Below are 16,311 nucleotides of genomic sequence, written 5' to 3' on the forward strand. Positions count from 1 at the left end.
TCAAATTATATGTTACTGAACGGTAATTTTTTTGTACTGAACGGTATTTTCAAGGGTTCCCCTCTTTCAGAAGGGTGGCTGAGCGAAGCGAAGTCGGGGTGTCAAAAAAATAAAAAAACAAAAAACCCTTTTTGCGTTTGGAACGTAAAAAGGGTTTTGAAAAAATCTAATTGATAGTTTATTTAGCCTGAGAGATAAAATAATTCGCTTCGCCTTGTCCCCAATTTGGATCAACAGAAGATTTTATTTTGTAAGTTTTGAATTGTTCCAAAGCTTTCTTGAAAAGTTCAATACCTTTAGATTTACTTCCCCCGAATTGCTCAGGAGTGTAATATAAATCTTCGGCTTCTAGAATGGAAATTCTAGGATTTTCAGGATCCAATTCTTTAGCTTTAGCTAATGCTTGTTGTGCGGCTTGGCCTTCGGTTTGCCATCTTTCCATAGGATTTACCATCATTTTCAATCCGTGGTTCATTTTTTTCAAAAGAAAAATTTCTGCGTTATTTGGCGAAAGCGCTTCAGCTTTGTCAATATAATTTTGAGCTTCTTTTGCTACATCATCTAATTGAGCGACTTGATTTTTCTGCATCAGCTCTCTTCCTTTTTTGATGATAGAAAGAGCGGCATAATAATACGGTTGCCAAAGTGTTTTTTCTTTGTCTCCAATTCTTGCAAAATCATTGGCTTGAGCAGTGTAATCATCAGGATTAGCTTTAGGCATTTCAATCATTTGAACTTTTGGAAGCATCGCTTTTTCGTAAGCAGTTTGAGCGAAGCTGTAAGTTGTTGTAAATGTGATTGCAAGGGCTAAAATGGTTTTTTGTAACGTTTTCATATTAACTGTTTTTTAATTGTTTAAATTTTATGGTTCAAAGATATATTGATAGTTGTGTTTTTAAAATTTTAGTTCACCGAATGGTTGTTTTTCTTAACTGAATGGTTTTTACTACCCCGTCAAAATTTTCTTCTTGGAAAATTTTGCCACCCCTTCTACAGAAGGAGAATATTTACAGGCTATTTATAAATTATTATTAATCGCTTCTTGTGTTTTATCAGTTCCGAAACTGATAAACCAACCTACAAAAACAAAGGTGTCTACTGGTGGTTTTATAGCAGAAGAACGCATTCCGTCACTAGAAAAATTATAACCAAATATGTTTTTAGCTCCTAAAACATTGTTGATTGCCAGAACAAAAACTGAGAAAGATTTTGCGTCTTTTTTACCAATACTAGGCACGTAATTTACACTGAAATTCAATACGTTGTAGTCTTTTACTTTTCCTTGGTTTTTAAGAACTGTATTTCCGTTTTCTTCTACAAAATTGTAGTAAGGTCTTCCAGAATTGTAGTTGTAAGAAAGGTTAAACCCAGTTTTCCATTCGGTGATAAATTTTTTAGCTACAACAGAAACGGTGTGTTTTGCAGCAAAATTTGGGAATAACGCTTGATTGTAGTTCAGATATTCTCTTTTAGAATCTAGGTAAGAGTAAGAAATCCAATAGTCAATATTTTTCAAAGTTTTTTTGTCTCTCCAGAAAAGTTCCACCCCTTTTGCATAACCGCTTCCGTTGTTATTGATGGCAACAGGTCTGTAAAGATTGGTAGAAGTTTTTAGTAAATCTTCATATTTTTTGTAAAAAGTTTCCAATCTTAAGCTTCTTCCATCTACGTTTCTTTGAACTTGAAAAATATAATGGTCAGCTCTCTGATAATTCGGGTTATAATTGGCATCAAAATATCTGCTTTCTGGATTTTGATAAAAAATTCCATAAGCTAATGAGCTTGTCCAGTCCTTTGAAATTCTGTAACCTAAGGCAAATCTTGGAGAAAAATTCCATTGTTTGATGGCGTCTGAATGTTCTGCTCTTGCTCCTACTTGAACAGATAAATTATTGCTAATTCCTAAATTGGTTTCTGCAAACAATGAAGTGATTTTATCTTTGAAAATATAATTTTCATTAGCAATAGAGACCCAAGTTTTCTCTTGAGAGTCATTAAATTCTACACCTGCTTTTATGTTAGAAATTTTATATAATTTTCTTTCGATTACGGCTTTTGCGTTGAAATAATTTCCTTTAGAATCTAAGTCATAACCGAATACTTCCGAGCCGTTTTTTTCATTTTTAAAGTTTAAAATGTTTTGGTTAAAAGTATATGAACTACCTAAACTCAAAGTGTATTTACCATATTTTTCTCTGTAAGAAAGTGAATGAAAAGTATTTTTACCTTTTTGGTTGATTTTGTCAGTATCAGAATTACCTTCTAAACTAGGGAAAGCTAATTTCATAGAACTGCCATCATAACTACCATAATATTTGATAAAACCGCCGCCTTTTGTTTTAATTCTAAAATTTCCGTTACCTCCAAAACTTTGTGGAGCTTTTTCGAAATCTGTATTAAAATTAAGAATTTTTTGCATCAATTCTAAGTTAGAATATCCTAAAGAAGCACCAAAAGAATGTGTACGCTCTTTATTCACTTGCTGAATGGTGCCACTTGCAAAAATGGGAGAAATCCCGAAATCTGCAGAATTTCTTTCTGGCAAATCTATACTTTCTAAAGCCAAAATTCCTGACAATGCTTGTCCGTACAAAGCAGAATAACCACCGCTTGAGAAAACATTTCCTTTAAAAAGGGTAGTGTTCAGCCTATCCATTGCTTTAATTCCTGGAACAGAATTGCCAAAATAATTATTCACCAAATTTCCGTCCATAAAAAACTTAGTTTCAGAGCCTGTTCCTCCTCTCACGAAAAGACCTTCAGATTCTCCTACTTTTTGAACGCCCGGTTGTGTTTCTAAAAATGAGGTGATTTGTGCATTAGAACCAGCGGTAGTAAGAACATCCATTGGTGTAAAAAGTGCTGAAGCGCGTTTTTTATCACTTGCTTCCATACTTCCTGCGGAAATAACTACCGCGTCTATTTCGTTCACCGATTCTTTTAGTTGAACGTTTAAAGCAATGCTTTTGTCTTCAATATTTAAAGGTTTTTCAATTTCTATAAATTTGGGATGAGAGAAAACCAGCGTTAGATTTCCTTTTTCTGTAGTTTCAAATTTGTAATTCCCAGCTTCATCTGTTGTAGCGCCATCATAAGTGTCTTTCAGGGAAACTGAAACGTCTTTTAGGGGTTTGCTATTTCTTCCTAAAACCTTTCCAGAAATGGTGATTTGTGAGAATAAAGTTAGCGATAAGATAAAAGTAAAAGCAAAAGTTAAAATACGAGTTTGCATAATTGTTTGTTTTTGATGGAGCAAAGGTATTTTAGCTTCATTTTGAAATGAAATAAGTTTCACCGAATGGTAAGAATAATCTACTGAACTGTAATTTTTTTAATTTTTCTTTGACACCCCGACTTCGCTTCGCTCAGCCACCCCTCTGAAAGAGGGGAACCCTTCTAACAAATTTAATTCAATTTAGAAATTGGGATTTCAAAAGACTAAATTATAGGAATGCAAAAATCTACCCTACATTTTTTCTCTGGATGTTCTTTAAAATTATTGTGATAAATTTCAAAAGGAAAAGTTCTTTTATATTGATAACCGTTTTCATTCATCCAAAGGAAAAGACTTTGCCACGCTTTTTCAAATTCGTGAATGCCAATAAAGTAACTTCCTACAATATGTCTCCCTTTTGGTAACGTTTCAGGGAAAATTTCGCCATCGGTTTTTATAGGTTCATCAAGTAGCATACAAGCGTGAATTCTCACTTTATCTGGTGCCGTAACTTTGAAACTATCGTGATAAACAGAAATCATTTTCACGTTTTCTCTCGGGAAAAGATTTTTAGAAATTCCCCAAGAAATCAACTTATTGTAAGCATTATCAATATTTTGGACACCTATACTTAAAACAGATGCGAGATTCATTTCGGGCAATTCTTTTACTTCAATTTTTGCGTTGGTTTCCATAAAATTTTTCATTTGATTGATGTTGTAAAGATATTGCTGAAAAACAACTTCTTTTTGTCCGATATTGCTATTCATTGGTAAAATCTTGCTGAAATATTCAGGAGATTTTTTCCTAAAATCCGTCGGAGAAATGCCAAAATATTTCTTGAAAGTTTTGCTGAAAGTAGAATTGCTTTTGAAGCCAACTTCCGAGAAAATTTCTTCTAAAGATTTATTTTTTTGATGAGAAAGCAACATTGCAGATTTTTCCATCCTGTTTCTGGTGATGTATTCTTGCAAGGTTTCACCAATAATTCCTCGGAAAATTCTGTGAAAATGAAACGGAGAATAGTTGCCTGTTTCTGCTAAATTTTCAAGCGAAAGTTCATTGTCCAAATTCTCTTCAATGAAATTGAGTACTTTTCTAATTCTTTTGATGTGTTCTTCGGAAGTCAATTTTTTGTTTTTTACAAATATATAAGTTCTTTCTCTTCAAAAATGGTCTAATCTTGCGAAAAATAAAAGCTCGGAAAATATCTCCGAGCTTTCACAAAAATTTAGTTTGATATGAAGAAAGTGAATTTTATTTTTTAGTTTTTGGTTGAGCCAATTCTATGGTATTATCTGAAGCTGCATAAAAATCTTTGATCATTCTTTCTTGATCATTAATCATTTCTCCTACGGTTTTATCACTTCCCGGCATTTTTGCAGACAGTTGATTCTGCGGGATTTGCCCTCTTATAGAAGCAAAAGGATCTTTTTTGTAGGTTTCGAAAGAAGACTCAAATTTATCTCTAGGAATAATTTTTAATTCTTTACTTCCCCCAAATTGAGCTTGAAGTTTTTCACTGTAAGAAAGTTCTTCAAATTCTTTTAGCTTTTTGTTAGCAGTAAGAACCCAAGAATAATTTTTATCAGCATCTTCTAATTTTACAATTAATCCAGGTAAACCAGCAAATTTATAAGGACCATCAGGAAACGGAATCGCTTCTGTAAACCAAGCGGTCCATTTTCTGCCACCAAATTCTGTGGTAGCTTTTTGGGCATCGTAATCACCTATTTTTTGTTTATCACTTGTAATATTCCACTGAAGAGGAGTTTCATCAATATACCCAAAATCAGAGTTTAGCATTCTTTCGCTAAAGGTAGATTTCATGGAAGGATATTCTTTGGTAATTTTGTATGCAAATTTTGGCATTTGTATGCTTTTTGACAAATCTTTGAAAATGCCAGCTTTTTGCATTTTTTCAACTTCTATCTTTAATACAGAATCCTGAGATACGGTAAGATAATCTCTGTATAATGATTTTTTGTCTGTAATGTCTAAAATCATTACCGCTTTTTTCAAAGAATCAATCCCTTTTTTTGGCTTGTAAGTCAATTCGTAAAAAAATCTGTTGGCAGCAGTTTGTGCACTAGCAAACGCCACTAAAAATAATAAAGCAAAGCTTAAAGATTTATACCATTTCATTTTTTTAATGTTTTCTTAATTAGTAAGACTTTTGAAAAAATGTTACAAAAACAAAAATTTTTTTTTCATCAAAAACTTTCGCAGAGAATTTAATTTATAATTTTGTGAGAAATAGAAATTGAAAATGAAAACATTACGAAACGCAGTGATAGCGATTTTTGCAGGATTAAGTTTAATGATTAGTTGTAAAAAATCTGATATAGCCTTGCCAAAATCCGAAGCCAATATAGACAGCATCTCCTCTAAATATTATGAAGGTTACCTTAAAATGTATCCGCTAGAAGCTACAATGCAAGGCGATTCTAGATATAATGATTTGCTTTCTAACAATATAAGTAATGAGTTTATTTCTAAAGAAATAGAGTTCTACACCGAAACTCAAAAAAAATTAAAATCAATAGAGTATGATGATTTGTCTGATGAACAAAAAACGGTGTATGATGTTCTAGATTATACATTGAAAGATAAAATTGAAAGATATGCCTATCATCCAGAATTGTTGCCTTTTAGTCAGTTCGAAGGATTGCCGCTAGATTTTCCGTTATTAGGAAGTGCCGAAGGAAATCAACCCTTTAAGACAACCAAAGATTATGACAATTGGTTAAAAAGAATAGACGCTTTCGTGGTTTGGATGAATACGGCGGAGAAAAATTTCAGAGAAGGAATGAAACAAAACGTGGTTCTTCCCAAAAAATTGGTCGTTAAAATGATTCCTCAAATGCACAGCGAAGAAATTATTTCGGAGAATTTTGAGAAAAATATTTTTTATGGACCAATTAAAAAAATGCCAAAAAACTTCTCTGAAAAAGATAAAGAAAAATACACCAAACTATACCAAGAAGCCATCAAAACAAAGATTATACCTATTTACCAAAAAATGGGTGATTTTCTGGAAAAAGAATATTTGCCAAAAGCCAGAAACACAGATGGAATAAATGCGATACCGAACGGAAAAAACACCTACGAGTTTTTAGCTCAATCTTGGACGACTACCAATCTAAAGCCTGAAGAAATCAATAAAATAGGGCTTGAACAAGTTGCGATGTTAAGAGCCGAAATGGAAAAGGTGAAAACACAATTAGGTTTCAAAGGAAGTCTAGAGCAATTCTTGACCAGCTTGAAAACCGATAAAAAAGCAATGCCATATAAAACACCAGAAGAAGTAATTGTTGCTTTCAACGGAATTCTGAAAAAAATAGAACCGAAATTGCCTTCAATGTTCAGTAAATTCCCGAAAACTCCTTTCGAGATTAGAAGAACAGAAAAATTTAGAGAAGCGAGTGCAAGCGCAGAATACAAACAAGGAACTCCAGACGGAAAACGCCCAGGGATTTTCTACACCCCAATTCCAGACGCTACCAAATATAATGTAACCAATGGTTTTGAATCTTTATTCCTCCACGAAGCTATTCCGGGACATCATTACCAAGTTTCGCTTCAACAAGAAAATACAGAAATTCCTAAATTTATGAGATTTGGTTGGTTCGGAGCTTATGGTGAAGGTTGGGCTCATTACACCGAAACGCTCGGTCCAGAATTTGGTTTATATACAGACCCGTATCAAAAAATGGGATATTTAAGCGATCAAATGTTGCGCGCAGTTCGCCTCGTTGTTGATACAGGAATTCACACAGGGAAAATGACCAGAGAAGAAGCCATTAAATATTACCTGAGCAATATTTCTGATTCCGAAGAAGGTGCAACCGCAGCAATTGAGCGTTATATGGCAATTCCAGGACAAGCATTAGGCTATAAAATTGGGTCTCTTAAAATTCTAGAATTAAGAGCGAAATACCAAAAACAACTTGGGAATAAATTCAACCTAGCTAAATTTCATGATGAAATTTTGAATCAAGGTTGTCTTCCGTTATCTGTTCTCGAAAGAAAAATGGAACTTTGGGCGAAGAAACAGTGAAGATGACAGAACAGAATTAGAAGGGTTCCCCTCTTTCAGAGGGGTGGCTGAGCGAAGCGAAGTCGGGGTGTCAAGAAAATATTTTAGAAAATGGAAGCCATTAGAATTATAAAATTCAAAAATTATGAAATCAAAAAAAATCTAATAGAGAATTTACCTTACAATCCAAAGTTGAAAGAATTTGCTAAAAATCTAAGAAAATCCAGAAATCTGGCAGAAGTTCTTTTTTGGAATGAGGTAAAATCAAAAAAGTTTCATTCTTTAGATTTTGATAGACAAAGAGTTATTGATAATTGTATTGTTGATTTTTATGTGAAAAGTCTTGGTTTGATAATAGAAATTGATGGTTGGTATCACGAATTTAAAAAAGAAAAAGATGAGGTAAGACAAAAATATTTGGAAAGCCTTGGAATCAAATTTTTTCGAGTTTCTGATTTTGATGTAAAGAGAAATATGATGTTGGTTTTACAAGATTTAGAAAATTTTATTGTTGAAAATTATAAGTTGTAGAAATTTCATTCTAATTTTTTGACACCACGTCATTCGTAAACGAATCACACCCCTCTGAAAGAGGGGAACCCATCTAAGAAAATTACTTTTCAAAAAGCATCTTCGTAATATAATCTCGTTCCTGATTTCCTCTTGCCGGAGAATATTCTCTGCCGTAGAAAATAATCTGGAGGTGAAGTTTATTCCAAGTTTCTTTAGGGAATAGCTTTTTGGCATCGTTTTCGGTTTGTACCACGTTTTTACCTTCGGTCAATTTCCATTGTTTCATCAGTCTATGAATATGAGTGTCGACAGGAAATGCAGGGACACCAAAAGCCTGACTCATTACCACAGAAGCAGTTTTATGCCCAACTCCAGCCAAGTTTTCTAAATCTTCAAAAGTAGCGGGAACTTCACCATTGTGTTTTTCTAAAAGTTGATTGGCCATCAGTTTTAAATTTTTGGCTTTGGTGGTAGAAAGTCCGATTTCTTTAATTAATTCCTTGATTTCGGGCTCTTCCAAAGCAGCCATTTTTTCTGGAGTTGGGGCTACAGAAAAAAGTTTTGGTGTCACTTCGTTTACTTTTTTATCAGTGGTTTGAGCAGAAAGAGCAACGGCAACCAAAAGTTCGTATGGGTTTTTGTGATTCAGTGGAATAGGAACTTCAGGATAGATTTTTTCTAACTCTGTCATTACAATTTTTGCGCGCTCTTTCTTATTCATTTTATGTAAATTTGAACAAAAATAAATAATCTTTGTGAGTTTGCCACTCTATGATGAAAGGAGCAAGATTTTATATTATTTTCCAAAAAAACCAATTAGATGGGAAATACTCTACCAGAAAAAGATTTTTTGAATAGAACTCATCATCAAATCTTCGGACAAGAAAATCTAGACATCAAGGCTAGTGTTTTGATTTTACATGGGATGAAAGAACATTCTGGAAGATATATTGCATTTGCAAAATTTTTAGCAAAAGAAGGCTATAAAGTACTTATTTACGACCATCCGGGGCATGGAAAATCATCTTCAAATGAAGGATTGGGCTATTTTAGAAAAGAAAACCCTCACCAATTATTAATAGAGTACAGTAAAAGGATGTCCGATTTTTTGAAAGAATCTACCCCGAATAAACCACATATTATTGTTGGTCATTCTATGGGATCTTTCATTGCTAGAAATATGATGAAACATTCTGCAAGAGATTTTGATGCGGCAGTAATCATAGGAACTGGCGGAAGAAGACCAGAAATAAAATGGATGAGAAATACTTTTAAACACCTCAATTCATTTGCACATTTGCATAAAAGTGAATGGTTCAATCATTTTTTCGATTTTATCAATAGTTTATATTTCATCAAAGAAGTTCCTTTTGAGCAAGACAGTTGGTTAAGTGTAGATTTAGAAAATAGAAAACAATACAGGGCAGATGAATTGAAGGTCAAAAATTTTTCAATTAATGGATTTTATGGTCTTTTTGCCCTTGTAGAGGAAGCTACCCAAAAAAATTGGGCAGAGAATATTCCCAAAGATTTCCCCATGCTATTTGTAAGTGGCGAAAAAGACCCGATAGGAAATTTTGGGAAAGGAGTAGAAAAAACAGTTTTTGAATTGAAAAAAAACGGGTTTTCAAATGTTTATTTCAAATTATATGAAGAGATGAGACACGAAATTTTAAATGAAGTAATTAAAGAAACCGTGTATCAGGACATACTGAATTGGATGAATCTACAAGTAGAGAATAAAAACTATAAAAATATATAAACATGTTAAAAGTAGGTGAAAAACTTCCAGATTTCCAAGTGGAAAATCAAGACGGAAATTTGGTAAAATCTTCAGATTTTAAAGGAAAAAAATTGGTGGTTTTCTTTTATCCAAAAGCCAATACACCAGGTTGTACCGCAGAAGCGTGTAATTTAAACGAGAACATAGAATATCTTACCAAACAAGGTTTTACCATTCTAGGAATATCAGCAGATTCGGTGAAATTACAGAAAAAATTTCATACCAAATTTGAATTTCAATATGATTTATTGGCTGATGAAACCCACGAAATTTGCGAAAAATTTGGGGTATGGCAACTGAAAAAATTTATGGGAAAAGAATTTATGGGAATCGTGAGAACCACTTTTTTGTTTGATGAAAATTCGGTGTGTACAGAAGTCATAGAAAAAGTAGATACAAAAGACCACGCTGCGCAGATTTTGAAGTAAGTCAGTTTCTCGCTGATTGAGCAGATTAGGCAAATTAAAAAAATAAAGTAATCTGCTTTATGAGCTATGTCTGCAAGCGAATTTTTAAAGTTCAGCTTCGTAATACAACAATTCTTCTGGATCTCCTTCCATGAAGAATTTTTTTTGGAATTCTAGGCCCAGTTTTTCTAGTAATTTTCTAGATGAGTGATTGTATTCTACGGTAATTCCTCCTAATTTTTTCAAACCAAATTCATCTTTTGCCAATTGTTTCAAAAGAGAAGCAGCTTCGTAAGCGTAGCCTTTACCTTCGAATTCTTCAAAAAAAGCAAAACCAATATCTGGTGTTTCTAGATTTGGACGAACGTAAATTCCACAAAATCCAATTTTAGAACTGTCGGATTTTAAAATTACGGTGTAATTTCCAAAACCCATTTTCTCGTGCTGAGGAAACATTTTTTGGATGATGTAGTTTTCTGCATCTTCTAGAGTTCTTATATTTCTATCACCTATGTATTGGTAATATTTTGGTGTGTTCATTATTTTAAAAATAAACTCACTGTCTTCTATGTCTGTTGGTTTCAGAATCAGTCTTTCTGTTTCGTAATCTTTCATATTATGGCTTTAAGCATCTTCGAAATTATGAAAAATATTTCACAAAAAAACCTCGAAGAATTTCCTTCGAGGTTTATATGTAAAGTTTTTTGAGATGTTATTTTCTAATGTCCATCTCTTTTAATAAATAACCAGCACCGTGGTATTTGTCCATTACCCAAAGTAAGAATCTTACATCTAGGTTGATAGTTTTTTGCCATTGTTTTTCGAAAACGATGTCACCAGAAAGTGCTTCAGAATTTCCGTCAAAAGCAAGACCGATTAATTCACCTTTTCCGTTCATAATTGGCGAACCAGAGTTTCCACCTGTAATGTCGTTGTCACTCAAGAAGTTAACCGGCATGTAACCTTTTTTGTCTTTATACGCTCCGAAATCTTTCTTTTTGTATAAATCTAATAATCTCTGAGGTAAATCAAACTCGGCATCGCCTTTTTTGTATTTAGCGACCATACCTGTCATATCCGTATAGAAATTATCTTTTACACCGTAGTATTGTCTATCTTTTCTAATCGGCAATCTGTCTACTTTACCTGTGGTAAGTCTCATAGTTGAATTAGCATCTGGATAGAATGCTTTATCTGGATTCGCTTTTCTAAGACCATCTAGATATAATCTAGTGTTTTTAGCAAATTGGTCATCTGCTTTTACATATTTGTCACCAAACATCATCGCTTCAGAAACCATTACGCCAGAAAATCTGTAAAGCGGATCGTTTTCTAGAGCTTCTTTGCTAGGATTGTCAATAAATTTAAGAACAGATTCTTTAGTTGCGAAAATAGAACCAGCAGTTTGATTCGCCAATTCAGTAGGAACAGCATACTTAAGAACAGGCAATTGATAATCAAATGGTACTTTAGCTTTGTAAAGCGCAAGCATGGTTTGTAACATATCTTTTTCTACTTCCGGATGGAAACCATCATAAGTAGATTCTATTTGTGAGGTCAACTTACCTTTCATAGCAGCTCTTCCGGCAGCATCTTGTTCTGTGTAAGATTTAAGTGCAGAACCAACTCTGAAAGGAATTACAGAATATTTAGCATTTCTTTGGAACTGAGAAGCGTAGTTTCTTTCTAAATTTCTATCAGCAATTAATTTGTAATAAGCTTCAATTTCAGAAAGTACATTGCCATAAGTAGCTTTATTTTCTGGTTGATTTGCCCACTCTTGGAATTTTGCTTCTACTTTTTGTTTGTCTGCAATCGTTCCGTTTTTGTTCACAGATTCTATCGTTCCGGCTCTGTTTTTCCAATAATTAGCTACAGAAGCGTATTGAGAAGCGTAGTCTAATCTAGTGCCAGTGTCTTTGTCCATGTATTTTTTCATGACATCCATAGCAGTTTTAGAAGCATCTACCCAACCTACATAATCTTTGGTAACCAATTGATTAATTCCAAATGAAGTTAAATATCTATTGGTTCTACCTGGGTAACCTACAATCATGGTAAAATCTCCAGGTTGTACTCCTTTTACAGAAACAGGGAGATAATATTTAGGTTTAAGAGGAACATTATTTAAAGAATATTCTGCAGGATTTCCATTGGCATCCGCATAAATTCTGAAAACAGAGAAATCACCAGTGTGTCTTGGCCATTCCCAGTTGTCTGTATCGCCACCGTATTTACCAATAGATTCTGTAGGTGTACCAACCAATCTTACATCTTTATAATCTTGATATACAAAATAATAGAATTCATTTCCATTAAAGAAATCTCTTACCACTACGGTATATTTGCCATTTTCTGAATTTTCTTTTTGAATGGCTTTGTACTCAGCTGCTATAATGGCATTTCTTTCATCGGCAGACATTATATTATTGAGTTTAGCATTTATTCTAGCCGTTACATCGTCCATTCTTACCAAAAATCTTACTGAAAGTCCTTTTGCGGGAAGTTCTTCTTTATTATTCATAGCGAAGAAACCATCTTTCAAATAATTTTTTTCTGGAGTAGAAAGTGAAGCAATTGCATCATAACCGCAGTGGTGATTGGTAAAAACCAAACCTTCTTTAGAAACCACTTCTGCAGTACAACCACCACCGAACTGAACAATCCCATCTTTTAGACTAGAATGGTTCACAGAATAAATTTCTTCTGGAGTAAGGTGCAAACCTTGTTTTTGTAAATCTGTGCCGTTTAATCTTTTAACGAGCATCATCAGCCACATTCCTTCATCAGCTTTTATCTGAAGGAAACTTAGCATAAACGTAAGTAATAAAAATACTTTTTTCATTGAATTTAAAAATTATTGTTGCTGTAAATTTAAGAATTATATGTCGTTTCAGAAAATTGGTATAATTTTAGAAGTATCTGTTACAAAAATAAATATTATGAAAGTAAAAGTATTATTGGTATCCCTTTTTTCAATCCTTTTTTTAGGGATAAGTTGTTCATCTCAAAGTCAATTACCTCATTACAACAGAGAGTGGATGTTGGTTGATTTTCAAGGATTTACCAAAGATGAATTGATGAAAAACAAAGCAAATATCAATTTAACTCAAAAGGAAAAAGGAAACGCCAAAATGGGCTGTAACAACATGTTTTTTTCTTATAAAATTAAAAATAATCACCGAATAGAGTTTTCGCAAATAGGTTCTACCATGATGTATTGTGACGGAAATATGAAACTAGAACAAGATTTTGGGAAACTTCTTCCTACCATGAAACATTACGAAATAAAAGGACATTTCTTAACCTTAAAAAATGACAGTGGACAAACCATGAAATTTATTGCCGCAGATTGGGATTGATTTTTATGATTGATAAATGATAAATGATGATTGATTTTATCTAAATTTGTTAAAATTTTATTATTGATGAATTTTAACCCAGAGATACTTGGCTTAATAGCAGGAACGCTTTCTTGCATTACCTTCGTTCCGCAAATTTTTAAAACTTGGAAATCAAAATCGGTAAAAGATATATCGGTCATGTCTTTTATGATTGTAGTCATCAGCACCTTAATTTGGCTGGTTTACGGAATTTGGAAACAACTTCCTTCAGTAATTTTAACCAATGTTGTGGTTTGTTTATCAGCAATTATTATGCTTTTGCTGAAGTGGAAATATTCTGAAAAATAACCATTAAAACATGCGGGAAATAATTTTCACTAAATTTGCAAAAATCAAGCGGAAAGCAGATTGCTGAATGCCGAAAGCAAAATAATATATGCTAGAAAAAAAAGACCATCAATACGAAACCGCCGTTTTAGTCGGCTTAATTACACAACATCAAGACGAAGAAAAACTCACAGAATATCTAGATGAGCTAGAATTTCTTGCGTTTACAGCAGGTGCCACGGTAGACAAACGTTTTACCCAAAAATTATCACAACCAGATTCCAAAACTTTTGTAGGAAGCGGAAAAGCCGAAGAAATTAAAAATTATGTAAAAGAAAACGAAATAGGAACCGTCATTTTTGATGATGAACTTTCACCTTCTCAATTGAAAAATTTAGAGAAAGAAATGGAAGTGAAAATCCTCGACAGGACCAACCTAATTCTAGATATTTTTGCACAAAGAGCGCAAACTTCTTATGCAAGAACGCAAGTAGAACTCGCTCAATATCAATATCTTCTTCCGAGATTAACTAGGATGTGGACGCACTTGGAACGCCAAAAAGGAGGAATCGGAATGCGTGGACCTGGTGAAACGGAAATCGAAACTGATAGACGTATCATCAGAGACAGAATTACGCTCTTGAAAGACAAGTTGAAAACCATCGACAAACAAATGGCTACTCAACGAAACAATCGTGGAAAAGTGGTACGTGTTGCGCTGGTTGGTTATACCAATGTCGGGAAATCTACGTTAATGAATGCCCTTTCTAAATCTGAAGTTTTTGCAGAAAATAAATTATTTGCAACACTTGACACTACGGTTAGAAAAGTGGTAATAGGGAATTTGCCGTTTTTATTGACGGATACCGTTGGTTTTATTAGAAAATTACCGACACAATTGGTAGAAAGTTTCAAATCTACGCTTGATGAAGTTCGTGAAGCCGATTTATTGGTTCACGTGGTAGATATTTCGCATGAAAGTTTTGAAGACCACATAGATTCTGTCAACCAAATTTTACAAGAAATTGAGGCACACCAAAAACCAATGGTGATGGTTTTCAATAAAATAGATGCTTTTGCCTACGAGAAAAAAGAGGAAGACGATCTTACACCAGCCACCAAAAAGAATGTTTCTCTTGAAGAATGGAAAAAAACTTGGATGGCAAAATCGAAATTTCCAACCGTTTTTATTTCGGCACTTACTAAAGAAAATTTCCCTGAAATGAAGAAAATGATTTATGATGAGGTGCACAAAATTCATATTTCTAGATTTCCTTATAACGATTTCTTGTTTGAGTATTATGATGACGAGGAAAAATAGAATGGGAGCGTTTTAGAGTGGTAGAATTGCAGAGTTTTTGAGTGAGCTCCGTAGGAGCGAAAGGTTTGTAATGCATTAATAAGTACTAAATAAGCTCCGTAGGAGCGGAAGAAAAATGAAAGGAAACGACAATTGTATTATAAAATCGAAAACATTTATTTTCATTTATTTTTTTGGAATAATTGCTCATTTATTTATTTTTTTCTGGCTTCTAATTTTTATTGTATCAGTTGTTTTTGGAGAAAACTTTAAAATCTACTACCTATTTAATATTACATTTTTAATAATTCTAGGTTTGATTTTTTATGCATTTTCAATTTTTCTAAGGTCAATAATGATTACTGAAAAGGAAATTAGTATTAAATTTTTATTCTTTAAAATCAAATGTTATGAATGTCTTTTTTTTGATTACTGATTTACTTCGATTGAAAGAGGAAAAGGAGGTATTTCTGAAGTGTTTTATTTAGTTAAAGACAAAAAACTAAAAATAAGAATTTCAAGCGGTGTGTATAAAAACTATTTTCAATTGAAAGAGGTATTAATTAAAAAAATTGAATATAAAGGAATGTTAGAATTAAATTTTTCGGATAATTTCAATTGTTTTTTAGGCAACAAAATAAATAAACTTCCTTAATTTATGACTCTCCACGACCAAATCTTTGAAGCCCTACAATTTCTTTCCAATCCAGAGAAGAAAGAATTTCTACCCTATTTTTTCAAAACAGGAAAAGGTGAATATGCCGAAGGAGACAAATTCATTGGCGTGGTAGTTCCAGATTCTAGGAAATTGGTGAAAGAATTTTGGCAAAAAGCTGAACTTCATGATGTTCAAGAAATTTTGAAATCAGAATTTCACGAAATGAGATTGGTGGCGCTTTTGATTTTGGTCAACAAATTTGAAAAATCTAAAGATAAAACCGAACAAAAAAGCCTTGTAGATTTTTATCTGAAAAACACCAAGTACATCAACAATTGGGATTTGGTAGATTTGTCTTGCTATAAATTGTTAGGAAGGTATTGTTTTGAAAATCAGAAAGATGATGTTTTAAGAAAACTTTCTAATTCCGAAAACATGTGGGAAAAACGAATCGCTATCGTTGCAACGATGCACCATATTAAAAAAGGAAAAATCTTTGATTTGACCAAAGAATTGGTATTGAACAACCTCAATCATCCTCACGATTTAATGCACAAAGCCAACGGTTGGCTCTTGAGAGAAATAGGAAATAAAGACGAAGAAGTTTTGCTCGATTTTCTAAAAATTCATTACCAAAATATGCCCAGAACCACGCTTCGCTACGCCATAGAAAAACTAGAAGAAGACCTAAGACAAGATTTTTTGAAAGGTAGAATTTAAAATTAT

Annotated in this window: 15 protein-coding genes; 8 read left to right on the forward strand and 7 right to left on the reverse strand. The window is 33.2% G+C overall.

The features are described 5' to 3' along the window. Positions 1-178: 178 nt before the first annotated feature. The 4 genes from IEW40_RS06240 to IEW40_RS06255 all read right to left on the reverse strand — a co-directional run bounded on the left by IEW40_RS06240 (position 179) and on the right by IEW40_RS06255 (position 5,359). Positions 179-835 (reverse strand): hypothetical protein, encoded by a 657-nt coding sequence (locus IEW40_RS06240; protein ID WP_188617213.1) that lies wholly within the window; start codon positions 833-835, stop codon positions 179-181. 183 nt (positions 836-1,018) lie between these two features. Next, positions 1,019-3,232, reverse strand: coding sequence for a TonB-dependent receptor (locus IEW40_RS06245; protein ID WP_188617214.1), 2,214 nt, complete (start codon positions 3,230-3,232; stop codon positions 1,019-1,021). 206 nt (positions 3,233-3,438) lie between these two features. Next, complete coding sequence (locus tag IEW40_RS06250; protein ID WP_188617215.1) at positions 3,439-4,344, reverse strand: AraC family transcriptional regulator; 906 nt, start codon at positions 4,342-4,344, stop codon at positions 3,439-3,441. A gap of 127 nt (positions 4,345-4,471) precedes the next feature. Beyond that, positions 4,472-5,359, reverse strand: coding sequence for a GLPGLI family protein (locus IEW40_RS06255; RefSeq protein ID WP_188617216.1), 888 nt, complete (start codon positions 5,357-5,359; stop codon positions 4,472-4,474). A 124-nt stretch (positions 5,360-5,483) separates the two neighbouring features. On the opposite strand from IEW40_RS06255, the gene IEW40_RS06260 reads away from it, so the two are divergent. Beyond that, positions 5,484-7,274, forward strand: coding sequence for a DUF885 domain-containing protein (locus IEW40_RS06260; RefSeq protein ID WP_188617217.1), 1,791 nt, complete (start codon positions 5,484-5,486; stop codon positions 7,272-7,274). Between the two features lie 90 nt (positions 7,275-7,364). Then, entirely contained in the window at positions 7,365-7,784 is a 420-nt protein-coding gene (locus tag IEW40_RS06265) for an endonuclease domain-containing protein (protein ID WP_188617218.1), read from the forward strand. Between the two features lie 82 nt (positions 7,785-7,866). Here the strand turns inward: IEW40_RS06265 and nth are convergent, their stop codons facing one another. Continuing rightward, positions 7,867-8,487 carry an endonuclease III gene (nth, locus tag IEW40_RS06270; RefSeq protein ID WP_188617219.1) on the reverse strand — a complete coding sequence of 207 codons (621 nt, stop codon included), beginning with the start codon at positions 8,485-8,487 and terminating at the stop codon, positions 7,867-7,869. Positions 8,488-8,586: 99 nt separating this feature from the next. Between nth and IEW40_RS06275 the strand changes: the two genes are divergently transcribed. Together IEW40_RS06275 and bcp are read left to right on the forward strand one after the other, a co-directional pair. Further along, positions 8,587-9,528: an alpha/beta fold hydrolase gene (locus IEW40_RS06275; protein WP_188617220.1), complete on the forward strand. Its 942-nt coding sequence runs from the start codon at positions 8,587-8,589 to the stop codon at positions 9,526-9,528. Between the two features lie 2 nt (positions 9,529-9,530). Beyond that, positions 9,531-9,977: a thioredoxin-dependent thiol peroxidase gene (gene bcp, locus IEW40_RS06280; RefSeq protein WP_188617221.1), complete on the forward strand. Its 447-nt coding sequence runs from the start codon at positions 9,531-9,533 to the stop codon at positions 9,975-9,977. Positions 9,978-10,061: 84 nt separating this feature from the next. On the opposite strand, the gene IEW40_RS06285 is transcribed toward bcp, so the two are convergent. Next, positions 10,062-10,571 carry a GNAT family N-acetyltransferase gene (locus IEW40_RS06285; protein ID WP_188617222.1) on the reverse strand — a complete coding sequence of 170 codons (510 nt, stop codon included), beginning with the start codon at positions 10,569-10,571 and terminating at the stop codon, positions 10,062-10,064. 97 nt (positions 10,572-10,668) lie between these two features. After that, positions 10,669-12,801 (reverse strand): S46 family peptidase, encoded by a 2,133-nt coding sequence (locus IEW40_RS06290; RefSeq protein WP_188617223.1) that lies wholly within the window; start codon positions 12,799-12,801, stop codon positions 10,669-10,671. Between the two features lie 97 nt (positions 12,802-12,898). Between IEW40_RS06290 and IEW40_RS06295 the strand changes: the two genes are divergently transcribed. The 4 genes from IEW40_RS06295 (at position 12,899) to IEW40_RS06310 (ending at position 16,305) form a co-directional block, all read left to right on the forward strand. Beyond that, positions 12,899-13,318, forward strand: a complete 420-nt coding sequence (locus IEW40_RS06295) for an META domain-containing protein (protein ID WP_188617224.1) — start codon at positions 12,899-12,901, stop codon at positions 13,316-13,318. Between the two features lie 66 nt (positions 13,319-13,384). After that, positions 13,385-13,648, forward strand: coding sequence for a SemiSWEET family sugar transporter (locus IEW40_RS06300; protein ID WP_188617225.1), 264 nt, complete (start codon positions 13,385-13,387; stop codon positions 13,646-13,648). An 88-nt stretch (positions 13,649-13,736) separates the two neighbouring features. Next, positions 13,737-14,948, forward strand: a complete 1,212-nt coding sequence (hflX, locus tag IEW40_RS06305) for a GTPase HflX (RefSeq protein WP_188617226.1) — start codon at positions 13,737-13,739, stop codon at positions 14,946-14,948. A gap of 637 nt (positions 14,949-15,585) precedes the next feature. Continuing rightward, entirely contained in the window at positions 15,586-16,305 is a 720-nt protein-coding gene (locus IEW40_RS06310; RefSeq protein ID WP_188617227.1) for a DNA alkylation repair protein, read from the forward strand. Positions 16,306-16,311: the final 6 nt, after the last annotated feature.

The sequence above is a fragment of the Cloacibacterium rupense genome, assembly GCF_014645495.1.
In the GTDB taxonomy this organism is placed as follows: Bacteria; Bacteroidota; Bacteroidia; order Flavobacteriales; family Weeksellaceae; genus Cloacibacterium; species Cloacibacterium rupense.